This is a genomic window from Natrinema sp. LJW11 (genome assembly GCF_056135975.1).
On the sequence record NZ_JBWBDM010000001.1, the window covers coordinates 701650 to 719331 of the forward strand.

General features: G+C 65.8%; 18 protein-coding genes. 9 read left to right on the top strand and 9 right to left on the bottom strand.

What is annotated here, in order from left to right; all coding sequences use genetic code 11:
• The first annotated feature begins 200 nt into the window (after window positions 1-200).
• Both gcvT and gcvH read left to right on the top strand, forming a co-directional pair.
• Window positions 201-1298, top strand: coding sequence for a glycine cleavage system aminomethyltransferase GcvT (gcvT, locus tag AC0QDI_RS03400; RefSeq protein ID WP_474665235.1), 1098 nt, complete (start codon window positions 201-203; stop codon window positions 1296-1298).
• Window positions 1298-1681: a glycine cleavage system protein GcvH gene (gcvH, locus tag AC0QDI_RS03405; RefSeq protein ID WP_474665237.1), complete on the top strand. Its 384-nt coding sequence runs from the start codon at window positions 1298-1300 to the stop codon at window positions 1679-1681. Before gcvT ends, gcvH begins: the two co-directional genes overlap by 1 nt.
• Window positions 1682-1793: 112 nt before the next feature.
• Here the strand turns inward: gcvH and AC0QDI_RS03410 are convergent, their stop codons facing one another.
• Window positions 1794-2504, bottom strand: a complete 711-nt coding sequence (locus AC0QDI_RS03410; RefSeq protein ID WP_098726969.1) for a helix-turn-helix domain-containing protein — start codon at window positions 2502-2504, stop codon at window positions 1794-1796.
• A 152-nt stretch (window positions 2505-2656) separates the two neighbouring features.
• Here AC0QDI_RS03410 and AC0QDI_RS03415 point away from each other — a divergent pair, with 152 nt between their 5' ends.
• Window positions 2657-3301, top strand: a complete 645-nt coding sequence (locus AC0QDI_RS03415; protein ID WP_474665239.1) for a metal-dependent hydrolase — start codon at window positions 2657-2659, stop codon at window positions 3299-3301.
• A 37-nt stretch (window positions 3302-3338) separates the two neighbouring features.
• On the opposite strand, the gene AC0QDI_RS03420 is transcribed toward AC0QDI_RS03415, so the two are convergent.
• Entirely contained in the window at window positions 3339-4100 is a 762-nt protein-coding gene (locus AC0QDI_RS03420; protein WP_474665241.1) for a competence/damage-inducible protein A, read from the bottom strand.
• A 351-nt stretch (window positions 4101-4451) separates the two neighbouring features.
• On the opposite strand from AC0QDI_RS03420, the gene AC0QDI_RS03425 reads away from it, so the two are divergent.
• Both AC0QDI_RS03425 and AC0QDI_RS03430 read left to right on the top strand, forming a co-directional pair.
• The gene (locus tag AC0QDI_RS03425) at window positions 4452-5825 is read left to right on the top strand and encodes a hemolysin family protein (protein WP_474665243.1); all 1374 of its coding nucleotides are present in this window, start codon (window positions 4452-4454) and stop codon (window positions 5823-5825) included.
• A gap of 210 nt (window positions 5826-6035) precedes the next feature.
• Window positions 6036-7037 carry a hypothetical protein gene (locus AC0QDI_RS03430; RefSeq protein WP_474665245.1) on the top strand — a complete coding sequence of 334 codons (1002 nt, stop codon included), beginning with the start codon at window positions 6036-6038 and terminating at the stop codon, window positions 7035-7037.
• Between the two features lie 99 nt (window positions 7038-7136).
• Here the strand turns inward: AC0QDI_RS03430 and AC0QDI_RS03435 are convergent, their stop codons facing one another.
• Window positions 7137-8651 carry a glutamate-cysteine ligase family protein gene (locus AC0QDI_RS03435; RefSeq protein ID WP_474665247.1) on the bottom strand — a complete coding sequence of 505 codons (1515 nt, stop codon included), beginning with the start codon at window positions 8649-8651 and terminating at the stop codon, window positions 7137-7139.
• Between the two features lie 172 nt (window positions 8652-8823).
• Here AC0QDI_RS03435 and AC0QDI_RS03440 point away from each other — a divergent pair, with 172 nt between their 5' ends.
• Both AC0QDI_RS03440 and AC0QDI_RS03445 read left to right on the top strand, forming a co-directional pair.
• A complete protein-coding gene (locus tag AC0QDI_RS03440; protein WP_474665249.1) occupies window positions 8824-10329 on the top strand; it encodes a replication factor C large subunit in 1506 nt (501 codons plus the stop codon).
• Between the two features lie 185 nt (window positions 10330-10514).
• A complete protein-coding gene (locus AC0QDI_RS03445; protein WP_474665250.1) occupies window positions 10515-10712 on the top strand; it encodes a hypothetical protein in 198 nt (65 codons plus the stop codon).
• 13 nt (window positions 10713-10725) lie between these two features.
• On the opposite strand, the gene bioD is transcribed toward AC0QDI_RS03445, so the two are convergent.
• The 4 genes from bioD to bioB form a co-directional block, all read right to left on the bottom strand.
• Complete coding sequence (gene bioD / locus AC0QDI_RS03450) at window positions 10726-11433, bottom strand: dethiobiotin synthase (protein ID WP_474665252.1); 708 nt, start codon at window positions 11431-11433, stop codon at window positions 10726-10728.
• Window positions 11430-12644 carry an aminotransferase class I/II-fold pyridoxal phosphate-dependent enzyme gene (locus AC0QDI_RS03455; RefSeq protein WP_474665254.1) on the bottom strand — a complete coding sequence of 405 codons (1215 nt, stop codon included), beginning with the start codon at window positions 12642-12644 and terminating at the stop codon, window positions 11430-11432. Before AC0QDI_RS03455 ends, bioD begins: the two co-directional genes overlap by 4 nt.
• A gap of 152 nt (window positions 12645-12796) precedes the next feature.
• The gene (locus AC0QDI_RS03460) at window positions 12797-13969 is read right to left on the bottom strand and encodes a transcriptional regulator (RefSeq protein WP_474665256.1); all 1173 of its coding nucleotides are present in this window, start codon (window positions 13967-13969) and stop codon (window positions 12797-12799) included.
• Window positions 13970-13998: 29 nt separating this feature from the next.
• Window positions 13999-15102, bottom strand: a complete 1104-nt coding sequence (gene bioB, locus AC0QDI_RS03465) for a biotin synthase BioB (RefSeq protein ID WP_474665258.1) — start codon at window positions 15100-15102, stop codon at window positions 13999-14001.
• A gap of 200 nt (window positions 15103-15302) precedes the next feature.
• Between bioB and AC0QDI_RS03470 the strand changes: the two genes are divergently transcribed.
• A complete protein-coding gene (locus AC0QDI_RS03470; RefSeq protein ID WP_474665260.1) occupies window positions 15303-16202 on the top strand; it encodes a haloalkane dehalogenase in 900 nt (299 codons plus the stop codon).
• Window positions 16203-16223: 21 nt separating this feature from the next.
• Here AC0QDI_RS03470 and AC0QDI_RS03475 read toward each other — a convergent pair whose 3' ends face one another.
• On the bottom strand, window positions 16224-16355 hold the full coding sequence (locus tag AC0QDI_RS03475; protein ID WP_474665262.1) for a hypothetical protein: 132 nt from the start codon (window positions 16353-16355) through the stop codon (window positions 16224-16226).
• A 219-nt stretch (window positions 16356-16574) separates the two neighbouring features.
• On the opposite strand from AC0QDI_RS03475, the gene AC0QDI_RS03480 reads away from it, so the two are divergent.
• Window positions 16575-17399, top strand: coding sequence for a hypothetical protein (locus AC0QDI_RS03480; protein ID WP_474665264.1), 825 nt, complete (start codon window positions 16575-16577; stop codon window positions 17397-17399).
• Window positions 17400-17500: 101 nt separating this feature from the next.
• Here the strand turns inward: AC0QDI_RS03480 and AC0QDI_RS03485 are convergent, their stop codons facing one another.
• Window positions 17501-17653: a hypothetical protein gene (locus AC0QDI_RS03485; protein ID WP_474665266.1), complete on the bottom strand. Its 153-nt coding sequence runs from the start codon at window positions 17651-17653 to the stop codon at window positions 17501-17503.
• Window positions 17654-17682: the final 29 nt, after the last annotated feature.

Here is a 17682-nt window from a genome sequence, read left to right on the forward strand (position 1 = left end):
TAGGTTAGTTTTAGGCATATACCTTCGGCAACCGGAGACGATAGTCCGTGCTGTTGTAACGACAACCGGTTACTTTCGCGAAGAACACGCGGCTGTCGTGCGATCAACTGTGCAGTAACTGTCAGTGCTACGATAACGGGGATCCCCAGTGGGTCCGACCGACGAAAAGACATTACTACTCCGCGGCAGATATCTCGAGTATGCCGCTTCAGACGCCGCCGTTACGTGGGTTACACGACGAGCGCGGAGCGAAGTTCACGGAGTTTGGCGGCTGGGATATGCCGGTCGAGTTCGATTCGATTCGAACCGAGCACGCCGCCGTCCGGGAGGACGTGGGGATCTTCGACGTCTCGCACATGGGCCAGATTCACGTCACCGGCCCGGACGCGACGGCGTTGATGCAACGCCTGACGTCGAACGACGTCTCCCGGCTCGCGGTCGGCGACTCCCAGTACGCCGCGATCACCGACGAGGACGGGATCATCGTCGACGACACCGTCGTCTATCGGCTCCCCGATGAAGACGGGCGGGCGACGTACCTGTTCGTCCCCAACGCCGGCACCGACGAGACGACCCACGAACGGTGGCTCAGCTACCGCAACGAGTGGGACCTCGAGGCGACCGTCGACAACCGGACCGACGAGTACGCGATGTTCGCCGTGCAGGGCCCGAACGCCGTCGACCTGGTCGAAAGCGTCGCCGAGGAGTCGGTGAGCGACCTCGAGCGGTTCGAAGCCCGGTACGCGACGATCGACGGGATCGACTGCTGGACCGCCCGGACGGGGTACACCGGCGAGGACGGGTTCGAGTTGATCGTCCCCTGGGCGGCGGCCGAGGAGATCTGGACGAGCCTGGAGTGCCAGCCCTGCGGGCTCGGCGCGCGCGACACGCTCCGTATCGAAGCCGGCTTGCTCCTCGCCGGCCAGGATTTCGACCCGGACACCAACCCGCGGACGCCGTACGAGGCCGGCATCGGCTTTACCGTCGCCCTCGAGACCGAGTTCGTCGGGCGGGATGCCTTAGCGGAGATCGAGGCGGCGGGCGTCGAGGAGCGACTCGTCGGCTTCCAGTTGATCGATCGCGGCGTCCCCCGACACGGCTACGACATCACCACGACGGAGAGCCGGGTCATCGGCACCGTCACCAGCGGGACGATGAGCCCGACCCTCGAGCGACCGATCGGCCTCGGCTACGTGCCGGTCGAATACGCCGAACCGGGGACGACGCTGCAGGTGGTCGTCCGCGGGCAGTCCAAGAAAGCAAGAGTTGAAACCACACCCTTCATCGACACAGTATAATGAGCTTCGACGTTCCCGACGATAGACGGTACCTGGAATCGCACGAGTGGGCACTCGAGACCGACGGCGTCGTCCGCGTGGGCATCTCCGACTTCGCACAGGACGAACTCGGCGACGTGGTCTTCGTCGAACTCCCGGACGAGGGCGACGAGCTCGAGCAGGGGGGCGAGTTCGGCGTCGTCGAATCGATCAAGGCGGTCTCCGACCTCTACGCGCCCGTCGGCGGCGAGGTCGTCGCGATCAACGACGACCTGTTCGACGCCCCCGAACTCGTCAACGAGGACCCCTTCGGCGAGGGCTGGATGCTCGAGATCGAGGCCGACGACCTCGACGAACTCGCGGGCCTCCTCGACGCGGACGAATACGAGGCCCAGATCGCCTGAACGCGGTTGCGATAGTAGACCCGTTTCAGCGACTAGGCCATCTGTCGAGAATCCGGATGACGCCCCCCGAAACTCTCGATTGAGCAGTCCCTCACACGACAGAATATCTGGACTACTCGAGCGTCACGAGGTGCTCGAGCACGTCGTCGAGCGGTGCCGACGTGACGGCCAGCGAGTAGCCGTCGATTCGCGCGAGTTCCCGCGCGTGGTCCCAGAGGTCCTCCTCCTCGAGTCCGTGGAGGATCACGGCGTTCGGCGTCGGGTTGATCATCCGGAGGGCGATGCCGACGCCCTCCCCGCGCGTGACGTTGGTGAACACGAGTACGCGGCTCGTGCTCTGGCCGTAGAGCCGGAAGAACTCCTCGCTCGAGAGGCGAGTGATGGCCTCGATGCTGTCGATGACCGTGTGGCCGCTGACCTGATCGGTGCCGCTCGAGGCTACTTCGGTCGCCTCGAGGTCGTCGTACAGTCGCGTGAGGGGAAGCGAGGTGGCGTACTCCCGGAGGTCGTAGACGATATCGCTGTCGAAGCCCGCCGAGAGGACTCGACCGTACTGTCTGATGCGCTCGCCGCCGCGTTGCTCGTCGATCTCGAGCAATCCCTCGACGAGTCGGCCGACGACGCCGATGCCGGGACTCTCCCGGCGGCCGCTCTCGTAGTCGGAGATGACCGACGACGAGACGTCGAGTTCGGCCGCGAGATCGGTCTGTGAGACGCTGAAGTCGGTGCGCCACTTCCGGAGCGTGGCCCCGGGATCCTCGCTCAGCGTGATCTCCCCGGCGATTTTCTCCGCGAGTTCCCGTTTCGGTCCGCGTCCGCTCATACGCGACGGTCGGGCGGTCGATCCAAGTAGCTACCGGAGACGGGTCGATCGCTCGCGCAGCGGAGTTGACGACCGAGGCCAGTACGGCCGGTCGACAGCGTCTCGTCTCGAGCCCCCAACAGCCAAGTCCTCGCGGTTCGAGTCGGCGGAGTATGCCATCGACCGTCGTCCACGTCGCGTTCGCGGGGCTGCTCGGTGTCGCCTTGCTCGGCGACGAGTTCGACACTCGAGCGATTCTGATCGTGATGGGGTGTGCTGCGCTGCTCGATCTGGATACGCTGATCGGCGTCGTCGTCCCCGGAACGCACCGCGCCGCGTTGCACAACGTCTGGATCGTGCTCGTTCCCGCCGCCCTGTTGCTGTGGGACAGCACGATCCGCGAGAAATCGGTCGTCCGAGAACGGTGGGGGGAGTACGGTCACCGCGTCGCGTGGACCACGCTCGCCGCGTTGCTGTTCGCTCACATCCTGTTCGACGCGTTCTTCAACGGCGTCAATCTCTTCTGGCCGCTTCACGACCGGTTCTACGATCTGTCCGGATCGCTGCTCGTGACCGATCAGCGCGGACTCGTCCAGACGTTCGTCGAACTCGATCCCGGCGGCGTCGCCGAGTCGACGGCCCGCGGGACGACCGAGAACACCCACTACAGGACCGGCTTCGATCCGACCCGCGACGAGCCGTCGGCGGGAGTCGAGCGGATCTTCCCCGTCGCAGCGACCGGCGAACGGTTCGTCCTCGCCCTCGCCGGATTCGCGACGGTTTTCGTTCGGATCGCCGAGGATCGGCGGTCGGAGTGAGAGAAGAACGTGAAATCCGAGACGTCGCTCGAGGCGGCTACTCCGCCGCCCCTTCGCTCGAGGACGGGGGGTCGGTCGTCTCGACGTGCTCCCGCAGCCACCCGATCGCCGCCTCGACCGTCTCGAGATCGGTACTCGAGACGCGGATCCGGCCGGGCCGGTTCTCGCTTCGCGGATAGCTCCCGACCGCGACGTCGAACCTGTCGCTGACTCCCTCGAGGACCTCGTGGAGTGATCCCTCGGGTGCCGGCGTGTACAGCGTTCGAGCGACGGCATCGCCCTGAAATTCGCCGGCGACCGCCTCGAACATGGCTTTCATCTCGTCGGGAATGCCGGCGAAGACGTAGACGTTCTCGACGATACAGCCGGGAGCCCACCCCTCGTCGACGACGATCGGCGTCGCGCCCTCGGGGATCGAAGCCGCGGCGTCGATATCGAGCTGGAGGTCGTACTCCTCGACCATCTCGGGGTTCTCGTCGCGGAACGCGGCCGCTTTCTCGACTAATCGCTCTCGGATCTCGCCGTGGACGACGAACTCCCGCTCTAAGCCGTCGGCGACGGCTTCGACGGTCACGTCGTCGGGCGTGCCGCCGATACCGCCGGTAACGATCACGGCGCCGAACTCGTCGCTCCACCGGGCGACGTAGTCGGCGATGAGCTCCCGGTCGTCGGGGATCGTCAGGATTCGCGTCACGGAGCTGCCGCGCTCGGTGATCCGCTCTGCCAGCCACGACGCGTTGGTGTTGGTGGTCGACCCAGCGAGAATTTCGTCGCCGACGGTGACGATCGCGACGTTCATGGGTCGCTTTCGAGTTCCGGGCAGTTATCGGCTCCGGGACCCGACCGGCGAGTAGCTCCGGTTGCTGGCCGGCGGCGGAACGGTCGATCGATTCCCGAAACCACCTCGATCACGCTCTCGTGCGCGCGCTCTCGCCGATCGCCAGCGCCACGGTTTTGTAACTCGTGTGCCAACTGACCGTATGGTCGTACTTACCGGCGGCGGGACTGCGGTCTCGTCCTCGCCGCCGAGCGATGGTCGCCGTCCCATCGGGTCGACGGTGGGAGTTCATTTACGCCGTACTCGAGCACAGAGCGGACCCGACGCGACGGTGACGGCACGGCGTCGCTCGCAGTCGCCGGGGTGGAACCGATGGTAGAAGTGGATCTCGCGTTCTCGTTCGGGCGGCTCCTCTTCGCTCTCTTCCTGGTCTTTCTGAACGGCTTTTTCGTCGCCGCGGAGTTCGCGTACGTCCGGATCCGGCCGACGCAGATTCAGACCCTCGTCGACGAGGGCCGGTCGTCGGCGAAGCTCGTCCAGGAGGCCGAGGAGAACCTGGACGACTACCTCGCGACCACCCAGTTGGGGATCACGATCGCCTCGCTGGGACTGGGGTGGGTCGGCGAACCGGCCATCGCCTCGCTGCTCGAGCCCGTACTGGGGCCGGTGCTTCCCGCCGGCACGCTTCACCTGGTTTCCATCGCGATCGGGTTCAGTATCATCACGTTCCTGCACGTCGTCTTCGGTGAGCTGGCCCCGAAGACCCTCGCCATCGCGGACGCCGAGCGGATCGCACTGCTCGTCGCCGCGCCGATGAAATTCTTCTACTACATCTTCATCCCGGGAATCATCGTGTTCAACGGGACGGCGAACTTCTTTACGCGACTCATCGGCGTCGCACCGGCCTCCGAGCGCGACGAGAGCCACACGCCGAAGGAGATCATGCGCATCGTCTCGCAGTCGGGCGACCAGGGAGCCGTCGACACGGACGAGGTCGAGATGATCGAGGCCGTCTTCGATCTGGGCGACACGATCGCCCGCGAAGTGATGGTCCCCCGGCCGGACGTCGTCACAGTTCGCGCCGGGATGCCCCTCTCGGAACTCCGGAGCGTCGCCGCGAGCGGGACCTACACCCGGTTCCCCGTCGTCGACGAAACGACCGACGAACCGGTCATCGGCTTCGTCCACGCGAAAGACGTCCTCAAAGCGATCGAGGCCGCGGGCGGAACCAGTGGGAAGTCCGACGAGGAATCGGTCGACGAGCCGACCGCTCGCGACCTCGCTCGAGAGGTCCTCATCGTCCCCGAAACCCGCCGAATCGACGCGATACTGACCGATTTCCGCCGGGAGAACGTCCAGATGGCCGTCGTCATCGACGAGTGGGGCGCATTCGAGGGGATCCTAACGATCGAAGACGTCATCGAGGAGGTCGTCGGCGAGATTCAAGACGAGTTCGACGTGGCATCGATGGAGCCCTCGATCGAGGAACTCGCCGACGGCCGCTACGAGATGGACGGCGGCGTTCCGCTAGGGGCGGTGAACGACACCCTCGGGACGACGTTCGAAAGCGACGCGTTCGACACCATCGGCGGACTGGTCCTGAGCCGTCTCGGCCGCTCGCCCGAGGTCGGCGACGCGATCGAGGCCGACGGCTACGAGGTGACCGTCGACGACGTGGAGGGGACCAGGATATCGAGCGTGACCATCAGCGCGACCGTCCCGGAGGCCGAGGAGTCCTCGGACTGAAACGGACTGCTGTCAGTCGGTTTCGGCGCACACGCGGGACGGTCGCAGTCGCGTCGGGGAACCGTTTCAACTAGTTGTCTGACCACTCGGCCACGGTTTTCGCCTCGAGCTGACTCACAGTCGATCCGACCAGTCACGTCCGGATCGGTGACTGTAATCAAACATAACATATTTCCTACACTTTATGGTGCGGGACGGAGTGGCCCAGATATGGACCGCCGAACACTCATCGCCTCCGCGGGACTCGGAGTTGGACTCACGGGCTGTCTCAACGTGAACGGCAACGAAACGGACGGCGGAAACGGAACGAACGACGGCTCCGACCGGCCGGATTCCGGGACCGACTCGGAGGCGAACGGTACCGGGGGAGGGACCGATGGTTCGGCAGACGACGGCGGCGCAGAGAACGATAGTTCGGACGGCGAGACGGACGCGGGAGACGAGAATGCGGACGACGAGACGGAGAACGAGAGTGACGATTCGAACGGCGAGACGGCGCGAAACGTGACGTTCGAGTCCTGTTCTCGAGCGACGGTTACCGGGACGTTCGAAGCCGGCGACGTCGCCTACGCGAGTACGGGGTTCTACGCCGACGATGGCCTCTTCGGCGACACCATCCTCGAGGACGGCGTCACCTTCGGCGAGGACGTCGCCGCCCCGTTCTCGGGCACGGTCGTCTTCGAGATCGCGGACGGATCGAACGTGCGTGCAGGGGCCGACGAGATCACCGTCGAGGTGCCGGACTACGGCAGTACCGGTACCGTCCTCTCGTCGCTGACGACGCGGAAAGCGGACTACCAGCGGGTGTCTGCTACGCACGAGAACCCGCGCGCAAACGAGTGTCTCAGCGAGATCGAGCCCGACGGCGGCGACGATAGTAGCGGCGATGAGAGCGATAACGGCGGCGATTCGACGTTCGAAATCGGTCCGATCGAGACGAACGCGCCGATCGACTCCGGCGAGTTCCTCGAGGTGAGCGTGACGGTCGAGAACACCGGTGGGGCGGCCGGCACGCAGGACCTCGAACTCCTCGTCGGTACCAGCGCGGAACTGGTCGAACGCCGTTCGGTGTCGCTCGATGCCGGCGAGCGGACGGTCCTCTCGACGGGGTACGAAACGCCCGTCATCGCGAACGATCACGAGTTTCCCGTTCGGGTCGAGTCCGACGACGATGCGGCCGAGCGGTCCGTTCTCGTCCACGCAAGGGGGTGACAGAGCGGAGGGGGAGTGAGACGCCATCCGGTTGCGACGCGTTCGCTTGCAGTACGCACCGACAAAATTTCCGGGCTGAAGCGCCGGTCGTCGCCCGATTCAGGACCACCGGACGAGCGGCTCGTCGGTCCCGGCTCGACGGATGTAGTCGGCTTGCATTTCGTGCACGGCGTCGTCGAATCGTTTGCCAGCGTCGAGATAGTCCGCGACGCGGGCCAGTTTCCATCGGCTCGGAGTCGTTCGATCGATCCAGCGTGCCTCGATCGGCCCGACGTACTCCTCGATAGTCGCCGACGAAACTCCCTGCTCGCGGAGGCCGCGACGAGCGAACTCGAAGAGTTCGTCGTAGATCACGGTCGGATCGGTCGTTCGATCACCGTCCGCGGTGATCCACGCCATCTCGGCGTCGAGCCCGTCTTCGACGGCGGCGTAAAAGCTGCGTTCGGCGGCGTCTCGATCGAGGCTCGAGAGCGGATGGTCGGCCGTACACAAGCCGCGGACCAGCCCCGCGACCAGGATCTGGAAGCCGACGTTCTCTGCGACGGTCGGCTGCGTGGGAAGCGGTCGGTATTCGATGCGAACCGACCACTGGTCCCCCTGCGCGACCGGCTGTCCGCCGATGACGGCGCGGAGCCACCGCCAGTACGTTCCCCGCTTGTGATCGAGCTCCCAGAACTGGGCCGCGAACGTCTCGCGAGCCCCGTCCCCGAGCCACTCGCGGAGGAACGGTGCACACGTCTCATCGGCAACGAGCCGATCGACCGTATCGACCGTCCGCTGTATTTCGTTCGGGAAGCGAACTTTCTCCCAGCCGTGATTGACGGACTGCTCGAACACCGGAACACGGAGTTCGTGATAGGTTTCCTCGAGTAAGCGGGACGGATCGTCGATCTCGTACAGATCCGGCGGGAGCAGCGGCGAGTTCGTCGCGAGCGCGAGCACCGGACCGAGCGTCCCGATCGCGGTGTTGTAGTAGCGCGGAAACGCCTCGACGTCGGGAATCTGGACGTGGGGCTGGATCGAGGTCGCCAGCGATTCGAACAGGATCGACGGAAACGCGCGCTCGACGCCCGGAACCGAGAGGGTGACCGATCCGCCGGCTCGCGCCAGAATGTCGTTGTCGATCGCACAGTATCGCGGCGACCGCGTCATGTTGTCCGCGATCGTCATCCCCTCGCTCTCGCGAACAGCTGTAAGGTAGTCGTCGCTGCCGTCCGGCGGCGGAGTCGTCCACATCGCATCCAACACGACCTCGAGCCCTGCGCGGTCGGCGGCGCGCTGGACGGCTCGATAGTCCCGCCGGAGCGTCGCCGCCTGCGTTTCGATTCCGTCGCCGTCGAACGAGTTCGGATCGGTGTGAAGCTCGACGTTGTGACGGCCGAGCTCCTTCTCACAGCGGCTCTCGAACAGGGAGTCCGGAACGGGAGCGAGGCGGTCTTGATCGTCGACCACGTAGGCCTCGAGTTCGATGCCGAGTCCGAAGCTGGGGTTGTCGAGTCGCCCCGCCCGAAGGGCGTCGGCGAGACGAGCGGCCTGCTCGTCGACGCGCCGGTCGAACTCGGTTCGCGTCTCCTCGCGGAGCGATCGCGTGACGAGGTCGATGAACGCCGCCATCATCGAAACACAGCGGGGCCAGTCGCTTAGAGGTGGGGTGCGGGACTGTCTGCTCGAGTGGTGGTTCTCGAGGCTAAACGCGGGTCATCGGTACTCCATCTCGACCTGAAAACGGTCGACGAGGAGTGACGCTCCGCAATCCCTAAACGCGACTCGCACTAACCTGTCTCCAATGACCGACTGGACGGAGACGTACCGCCCGACGACGCTGTCGGAGGTACGCGGCAACAACAAGGCCCGCGACAAACTCGAGGAGTGGGCCCAGAGCTGGGACGACCACCGGAAGTCGGTGATCGTCCACGGCAGCCCCGGCGTCGGGAAGACCTCCGCCGCCCACGCGCTGGCCAGCGATATGGGCTGGTCCGTCATGGAACTCAACGCCAGCGACAGCCGGGGAGCCGACGTCATCGAGAAGATCGCCGGCGAGGCCGCCAAGAGCGGGACCCTCACCGCGGGCGAGGCGGGCCGCCGACTGGTCATCCTCGACGAGGCGGACAACTTCCACGGCAACGCGGATTACGGCGGCTCTCGAGAGGTCACCCGGGTCGTCAAGGACGCGAACCAGCCGATCGTGCTCGTGGCCAACGAGTTCTACGAGATGAGCAATTCGCTGCGCAACGCCTGCAAGACCATCGAGTTCCGGGACGTCTCGAAGCGCTCGATCGTCCCCGTCCTGCGGGACATCTGCCGGCGCGAAGGCGTCGAATTCGAGGAGGAAGCGCTCGAGAAGATCGCCGAATCGACGAGCGGCGACCTGCGCTCGGCCGTCAACGACCTGCAGGCGGTCGCCGAGGAGACCGAGCGACTGACCGTCGACGACGTCGTCACGAGCGAGCGCGACACCACCGAGGGCATCTTCGACTTCCTCGACGAACTCATCAAGGAGAAAGACGCCGAAGGGGCGCTGCGAGCGTCCTACGACGTCGACGAGACGCCCGACGAACTGCTCAACTGGATCGAGGATAACGTTCCGAAAGACTACGAGGGTGGGGAACTGGCCGACGCCTACGGCTTCCTCTCGAACGCCGACCGGTGGCTCGGTCGGGTGCGCGCGACGCAGGATTACTCCTACTGGCGCTACGCGACCGACAACATGACCGCGGGCGTCGCCGCCTCGCGCCGCGGCGACAAAGGCGGGTGGACTCGGTACGGCCCGCCGAGCTACTGGTCGAAGCTCGGTCGAACCAAGGGAACGCGGAACACCCGCGATTCGATCGCCGAACGCATCGCCGAACGGGAAGGCGCGAGCGTCGGGACGGTCCGCCGGGAAGTCCTCCCCTTCCTCTCGGCGATGACCCACCACTGCAAGAACCGCGATCTGACCGTTCGGATGGCGGCGGCCTACGATCTCGACGAATCAGAGGTTTCGTTCGTCACCGGCAGCGGGAAGGATACCAACAAGGTCCAATCGATCGTGGAGGACGCCGCGGAGCTTAAAGCCGACGCGGCGGTCGAACACTCGGGTGACGCATTCTTCCAGGCCGACCGCTCGAGTGATGAGAGTACCGCGGCCACTACCGATACCGAGGCCGGAGATGACGGCGACGAGTCGGACGAGCAACGGCCACTCGCAACGACGGAGTCGAGCGACGGGACCGACACCGAGTCGACATCGGATACCGCGTCAGCGGACGACGAACCTGACGAAGATCAGTCGGGACTGAACGACTTCTTCTGAGCGGGGCTCGTCCCTCGACGCTCGTCGGCGACCCCGGTTCTGACGCACGGAAGTAGTATCGTGAGAGGGAAAACAGGACGGCGAATACTATGAGCCGGTTTTATTCGCCGCGAATATATCTATACATAGATTGATCGACACTATTACGGTGGTGAACGATGAGAGGTTCTCATGGTGACCCACGAGTGACAGACCCACGCAGCTGCCCGCTCTGTGCGGAAACGTACGACGACAAGACCGGCCTCCGTGTCCATCTCGAGGTGGAGCACCGAAAATCCGAAGTGGTCTCCTCCCTGATCGAACTCGACGCGGCGGGCGCTAACATTTCGTCCAACTACGAGTCGACGACGGTCGACGAGGAGCGACCGGCACCGTCGGCCTGATCGCGCGGTTCGATCACCAGCCTTCTACCGGGAGCCGATCGCGGAACGCCGGTGACAGTGCATCGCCGACGCCGGCAGCGAGGGTCCCTGGTTCGCTATCGCCGTCGCTCGCATCCGCGTCGAGCGGCGGGACCGTCTCCACCGGATAGCCGGTCATCCGCTCGAGTTCGGCGGGGTTCGTCCGTTCCGCCGTCGTCTCGCCGGCGTACTCGTTGACGATAACGCCGCAGACGTCAATTCCGCGGGCCTCGAGGGCGTCGATCGAGAGCGCGGTGTGGTTCAGGGTCCCGAGCCCCGAGCGCGCGACGACGACCGCCGCGGCCTCGAGGTCGGCGACGAGATCGATCACCTCCCGATCGCCGGCCAGCGGAACCCGCAGGCCGCCGATTCCTTCCACGATCAGGACCGACGTCGCCTCGATCTCGCGCTCGCACGCCGCCCGGATCGTTTCGTACTCGAGTTCCTCGTCGGCGACGTCGGCGGCGACTCTGGGGGCCAGCGCCGGTTCGAGATAGCGGGGGCAGGTCGCGGCCTCGGGATCCCCACAGGCCGCGGCGACGAACCCCGCGTCGTCATCCGGCGGGTGGCCGGTCTGGGCGGGTTTGATGGCCCGCGCATCGCGTCCCGCCTCACGGAGCAGGCGCGTGAGTCCGGCCGTGATAACCGTCTTCCCGACGCCCGTCCCGGTTCCGACGACGGCGATCGGCTTCGTCGCGATCACAACAGCCCCACCTCCTCGCCCGCCGCGCGGAACGCCTCGAGACAATCGACGATATCGTCACGGTCGTGGGTCGCCATCGGGGCGACGCGGATCCGACTGGTCCCATCCGGGACCGTGGGCGGCCGGATCGCCGGCGCGATGACGTCACGGTCGCGGATTCCCTCGGCGAGGGCCATCGCGTCCGCGCGTTCGCCGACGATCACCGGGAGGATCTGGGAGTCTCCCCGGACCGCGAACCCCATCGACTCCAGGCCGTCGCGAAGGTGGGCGACGTTCTCCCAGAGCCGCTCGCGCACGTCGCCGTGTCGAGCGACGTGTAGCGCCTCGCTCGCGGCCGCCGCGGCCGGCGGCGCGAGACCGGTCGAGAAAACGAACGAGCGCGCGTCGTTGCACAGGCACTCGATCAGTTCCGCGCTGCCGGCGACGTATCCGCCCTGGCTGGCCAGCGCCTTTGAGAGCGTCCCCATCTGGATCTGGACCCGGTCCTCGAGTCCTTCGGCCTGTACGACGCCACCGCCGCCGGCGTACAGACCGGTCGCGTGGGCCTCGTCGACCATCACCCACGCGCCGAACGCCTCCGCGGCGTCACAGATCGCCCGCAGCGGTGCGACGGTGCCGTCCATGCTGAACACCGAATCGGTGACGATCAGCCACGATTCCTCGGCCGGCTCGCGACCGTCACGGCTCGCTCGCTCCTCGAGCACCGACCGCAGGCTCTCGGCGTCGCAGTGGTCGTAGACGACCGTCTCGGCGTCCGCGAGCCGACAGGCGTCGATGATGCTCGCGTGGTTTAACTCGTCCGAGAAGACGACGTCCGGCTCGAGCGCGGTGATCGTCCCGACGTTCGCGGCGTAGCCCGAGGAAAAGGCGAGCGCGCGGTCGGTACCCTTGGTCTCGGCGAGCAACCGCTCGAGATCGCGATGGACCATCGTGTCGCCGGTCACGAGCCGGCTCGCGCCGGCGCCCGTGCCAACGGTCGCTGCGGCCTGCCGGGCCGCGTCCTGGACGCGCTGGTCGTCGGTCAGCCCGAGGTAGTTGTTGGAGGCGAAGACCAGCGCCTCACTCGCCTCGAGTACGGGCAACTCGCCGCCCGAGGGCTCGGCGAAGTAGCCTCGCTCGGCGACCCGATCGACGGGGGAGAGGGCGCGTTTCAAATCGTTTGCCTCGAGCGTCTCGAGTCGGTCCTCGAGGTCGAACCCGCGGTCGGCCATTCGGCTAAACGAACTCAGCGCCACGGTTTCACTCTCACGGTTCCGATCGGTCGGTGAATTCGGCAGAGATGGGGCTCGAGCCGGCCGGTGCGTGACGGTCTCCGAATCATCGTATCTCGTCTCCCATGAAAAGACAGTCCGCTCGCTATCGATCAGAACCCCGGCATCAGGTCGGCGGGACCGAAGACGCCGTACTCGCCGGTTCGGTTCCGTCGCACGCCGGCTTTCAGGTAGCCGAGCGCGGGCCCGTTGACGTTCGCCTCCATGCTCGTCTCGTCGCCGAGCCGGAAGCTGTTGGTCGCCGTCTCGCCGTCGAAGGTCGTCCCAGTCACGCGGACCGTCGTCGTCGTCGGCTTCTCGTCGTTGCGCACGTCGAGGATCCCGCCGACCGAAACGTCCTCGGCGTCGCAGACGCCGGCGCGCTCGAGCAACACGTCGTCGGCGTGCTCCATGTCTTCGAACTCGATGACGCCGTCGTGGTCGTCGATGATCGCCTCGATCTCCTCGTCGGAGAGGTTCCGGGCAGTCTCGATGTCGTACTCGGGGAGGTGGGCGATGTCTTCCCGGACGGTGCCGCGGTTGTCCTCGTAGCCCGATTTGAGGCCGACGCCCCAGTGGATGTCGACGTCGGTTACCTCGACGAACGACTGGGCGGCGAGCGCGGCCGCGCCGGTCAGCAGGCCTGGCGTCGCGCCCGCACCGCAGATGAACGTGATTCCGGCGTCGTCGAACTCCTCGCTGCGGTCGTCGAGCATGTCGATCACGCGCGAGCGCTTGAGTACGTCGACCATGACCCCGGAGTAGTCGCCCTCGGCGAACCGGTCGGCCGTCCGCGGGATGAAGTCGTGTTCGTAGTTCGGCAGCGCGAGCAGGACCGCGTCGATCCGTTCGCCGTGGTCGATGATCTCTTGGATCGGGTCCTCGCTGGGCCGGGCCTGACTCGAGGCGACGACGCCTCTGTCTTCGCCGTGTTGTTTGACGCCGCCCTCGCTGTCGGCGGCGGTGGCGGCCGGACCGCCGTCAGAGCGAAGCTCTGACGAGGATCGTGAACCGTCCTCGGAACGCTTCGCGTCCCGATGTGGATCGCGCTCACTTCGCTCGCGCTCACCTTCGGTTCGCTCACCGCCGTCGGTCGCGACTTCGTTGTCTATGTTCCCCTCCGTCGCCGCCAGCAGTTCGTCGACGTCGAGGCCGTCGAAATCGAACGCGACGCCGTGGCGGTCGCACGCCGCGACGGGCGTTAGCGCGTTCTTGTGCTGGCTCACTTCGAGCGCTCGTCGGCCGATGCCTCCGGTTCCGAGTACCGCAAACGTGATTTCGTCCATGGTGTCGATGTGCTGTGTTCGTCGTGTCGTCAGTCGTCGCTCGGTTCTGTACCTGTACTCGCCGTCTCGGTCGACGACTCCGCGGCCCCGCTGTGGCGGGCCTTGACTGCCTCCGGATCGAAGTCGTTCGTGTCCGTATTGGGCTCCAGCCCTGCGCGCTCGACGATCTCTAAGTCCTCGCCGGGCGACTGACCTTCAGTCGTCAGGTAGTCGCCCGTGAGGATGCCGTCAGCGCCGGCCTCGAGGGGCAGGTGCTGTTCGTCCGGCTCGAGATTTACCTCGCGGCCGCCGGTCAGGCGGACGCGTGCGTCGGGGTGGAGCAGCTTGTACACCGCGACCGTCTCGACGATTTCTTCCGTACTGATGTCGACGCCCTGCTCGGCCAGCGGCGTTCCCGCAACGGGGTTGAGAACGTTCACCGGGAGCGAGGAGACGCCGATGTCCTGCAGGGCGATTGCCGCTTCGACCCGGTCGGTCGGCGTCTCGCCCATGCCGAGGATGACGCCGGCACAGAGGTCCATCCCGGCCGCCTTGGCGACCTCGAGCGTCTCCACCCGATCCTCGAAGCTGTGGGAGCCGACGATTTCGGGGAAGTAGTTCGGGGAGGTCTCGATGTTGTGATTGTAGTGATTGATCCCCTCGTCGGCGAGGATCGCGGCCTCCTCCTCGGTGAGGATTCCCAGCGAGGCGTCGACCTCGAGATCGCACTCGTCGCGGACGAGTCGAATTGACTCGAGGACTTCCTCCCACTCCTCGGGACGGCGTTCCTTCGAGACGCCCTTCTCGGCGACGACGATCCCGAAGCGCTGGGCACCGTCGCGTTCGGCTCGCTTTGCGGCCTCGAGGATCTTCTCGGGGCCGAGGAAGCCGTAGGTGTCGATGCCGGTATCGAAGTGGACCGATTGCGCACAGAACCCGCAGTCCTCGGCGCAGTTGCCCGCCTTCGCGTTGACGATCGAGCAGGCGTCGACCGTGCCGTCGCCGAAGTGATCGCGTACGGCCGCGCCGGCCTCTGCGAGCGCATCGACCGGCTGGGCTAGCAGCGCGAGCCCGTCCGTTCGATCGAGTTGCTCGCCGGCCAGCACCCGCTCGAGTGCGTCGTCGACCGTCTCGTTTCCAGTCTCGTAAACCACGACTCTAGACTCAGTTGACGACATTATAATGGTTTTGGATAGTCGTGGCCGTTGTCGGGTGCTCCTCGATCAGTCCCCTTCGGGTGACTTCGGCGCATAGCCGAGCGGAGTTTACGTCCGAAACTATCGGTTCGAACGATGCTTACAGCGTTTACGTCGATTCCCCAACCTTTGAATAGTGGTATGTAATATCACGACGTATGGTCGTTCGTGTTCCAACGGAGCGATTCGAGGACGTGCCGGATTTCGACTACGAACCGCAGTACGTCGATGTCGGCGAGTTACGGATGGCGTACGTGGAAACCGGCGGTAGTGCGGACGGCGGCGAAGCCGAGGAGACGTTCCTCTGTCTGCACGGCGAACCCACGTGGTCGTTCCTCTACCGGAAGATGATGCCCACGCTGGCCGAGCGCGGCCGCGTGATCGTCCCCGACCTGATCGGTTGTGGACGCTCCGACCGGTACGAGGACCGCGACGAGTACTCCGTCGAGATGCATTACGACGCGCTGAAGACGTTCGTCGAGGAGCTCGACCTGACGAACGTCACGCTCGTCTGCCAGGACTGGGGTGGCGTCCTCGGACTCTCGCTCGCGACCCACGAGTCCGACCGATTCGCGCGCATCGTCCCGATGAACACCGGCGTCCCCGACGGGACGCAGGAGATGAGCGACCGGTGGCACGAGTTCTCCGAGATGGTCGCGACCGCCGACGACCTCGACATCGGCAGACTGGTCGAAAACGGTTGCTACCGTGACCTCTCCGATGACGTGGTCGACGCCTACCGCGCACCGTTCCCCGACGAGCGGTACATGGCCGCCGCGCGGACGTTCCCCGGCCTCGTCCCCACGTCGCCCGACGACCCCGGAGCCGACCTGATGGCCGAAACCCAGGAACTCCTCGGCGAGTGGGAGAAACCGGCGTTCGTGCTGTTCGCGAAGGAGGATCCGATCACGTCCCACGACCGCGATCCGCTTCGACACCACATCCCGACTGCGACGGAGCAACCCGACGTCTGGATCGACGAGGCGGCCCACTTCCTGCAGGAGGACGCCGGCGAAGAGATCGCCGAGCACATCGTCGACTTCGTCGACCGAACCTGACTCGAGGCCCGGAGCAGACTGTCACCGGGGCGTCTCCGCATCCCGTTTCTCGGTCGTCTCTGCAGTCGCGTTCACGAGGGTGCCCTCGCGCTCGCCCGTCGCCTCCGTGTGCGCGATCGCGGGCGGCGAGAAGGACCGTTTCCGGAATCTCACCGACAGTCGACGTATGGTGGAGACCCGAACCAGACCCTTGAACGACGGTTTTCCGAATCGGCGGCTTCGACGACGATCCACTGGTCGATTGTCAACCTCTCCGGCCGTCGATCCCCGCCGATGGCCAGCACACTAATACGTCATCAATTTCATCTCACGCGATTGAAAAAATTCCAAAAATTAAAGTCGCGTGATAATCGACTAGCAGAGAAGAGTTTCATGACTGATAGTACGACAGACACGCAGTCGGCCGACGGCGGGTTCGACGTGGGCTCGAGCGTCGACGATCTCTTCGGGGAGATCGAGTCGGACGGGGAGTCGGGGGGCGACCAGCGAGCCGAGACCGACGACGGGGACGGCTCCGACGCCGTCGAAGATCGGACGGCCGCCGACGTCTTCGACCAGCTTCGGACGGACGCCGGCGACGGGAGCGGTGCCGACGACATCCTCGCGGACGAGAGTCCGGACGACATCATCGCGAGCGCGGACGAGCCGGATCCCGAGCCGGAAGCGACGGTCGACGCGGACCTGCTGGCCGACGACGACGAACTCGCGGATCTCCTGCTCACCGGTCGGTCCAAGGAGACCGACGGGGAGTTCCTCTGGATCGATCCCGCGGCCGATGCGGGGGCGGACGACGTCGAGGCGGGCCACGGGAACCCACTCGAGGAGAGCACAGACGCGACGCCAGCCTGGGAATCCGACGACGTGGCCGACGATACGGCTGCTGTCGAGCAACCCGACGCGGACGAGTCGATCACGGACGACACTGACGGCGACGTCGACGAATCCCCCTCCCCGAACGAGACCGAAGCGACGCCCGAACCCGACACGTCGTCGACACCCGATATTATCTCCGACGACGGTTCCGAGACGATCGCGGACTCGGACGACGACGGTGAGTCCGGTCTCGAGGGGGACGAAACCGCGCCGGAACCCGCCGGCGACGGAGACGACGAGGAGGAGCCCGACCGTGCGGACGCGGACGACGCACCCTCCGGTCCTCTCTCCAGAGTCCGTGCGACGCTGGGCGGACTCTTTTAGTTGCCGCGCTATCCCTCACGGCAATTCGCGGGCGACCGGTAGGCGTTCGTTCTCCGCTCTCGACGTTCGTTCTCCGCGCTCGACTGTTTCGTATCAGAGCGTTACAGATCGGGATGCCACACGATGTCGGCCCGCCGAACCGTATACGGGCGCTCGCCGCACGCGGGACAGCGCGTCCCGCCACCGGGATCATCGGCCCGCTCCGGAATCGTGTGCTCGTCCCCGCAGTCGTCGCACTCGAGCCAGACAGGCATACGTGACACTGACGGGTGACGCGGCCATG

Bases quoted from the DNA above. Each gene is read 5' to 3' on its own strand.
- gcvT (WP_474665235.1), top strand. From the start codon at position 201: ATGCCGCTTCAGACGCCGCCGTTACGTGGGTTACACGACGAGCGCGGA.
- gcvH (WP_474665237.1), top strand. From the start codon at position 1,298: ATGAGCTTCGACGTTCCCGACGATAGACGGTACCTGGAATCGCACGAG.
- AC0QDI_RS03410 (WP_098726969.1), bottom strand. From the start codon at position 2,504: ATGAGCGGACGCGGACCGAAACGGGAACTCGCGGAGAAAATCGCCGGG.
- AC0QDI_RS03415 (WP_474665239.1), top strand. From the start codon at position 2,657: ATGCCATCGACCGTCGTCCACGTCGCGTTCGCGGGGCTGCTCGGTGTC.
- AC0QDI_RS03420 (WP_474665241.1), bottom strand. From the start codon at position 4,100: ATGAACGTCGCGATCGTCACCGTCGGCGACGAAATTCTCGCTGGGTCG.
- AC0QDI_RS03425 (WP_474665243.1), top strand. From the start codon at position 4,452: ATGGTAGAAGTGGATCTCGCGTTCTCGTTCGGGCGGCTCCTCTTCGCT.
- AC0QDI_RS03430 (WP_474665245.1), top strand. From the start codon at position 6,036: ATGGACCGCCGAACACTCATCGCCTCCGCGGGACTCGGAGTTGGACTC.
- AC0QDI_RS03435 (WP_474665247.1), bottom strand. From the start codon at position 8,651: ATGGCGGCGTTCATCGACCTCGTCACGCGATCGCTCCGCGAGGAGACG.
- AC0QDI_RS03440 (WP_474665249.1), top strand. From the start codon at position 8,824: ATGACCGACTGGACGGAGACGTACCGCCCGACGACGCTGTCGGAGGTA.
- AC0QDI_RS03455 (WP_474665254.1), bottom strand. From the start codon at position 12,644: ATGGCCGACCGCGGGTTCGACCTCGAGGACCGACTCGAGACGCTCGAG.
- AC0QDI_RS03460 (WP_474665256.1), bottom strand. From the start codon at position 13,969: ATGGACGAAATCACGTTTGCGGTACTCGGAACCGGAGGCATCGGCCGA.
- AC0QDI_RS03470 (WP_474665260.1), top strand. From the start codon at position 15,303: ATGGTCGTTCGTGTTCCAACGGAGCGATTCGAGGACGTGCCGGATTTC.
- AC0QDI_RS03480 (WP_474665264.1), top strand. From the start codon at position 16,575: ATGACTGATAGTACGACAGACACGCAGTCGGCCGACGGCGGGTTCGAC.
- AC0QDI_RS03485 (WP_474665266.1), bottom strand. From the start codon at position 17,653: ATGCCTGTCTGGCTCGAGTGCGACGACTGCGGGGACGAGCACACGATT.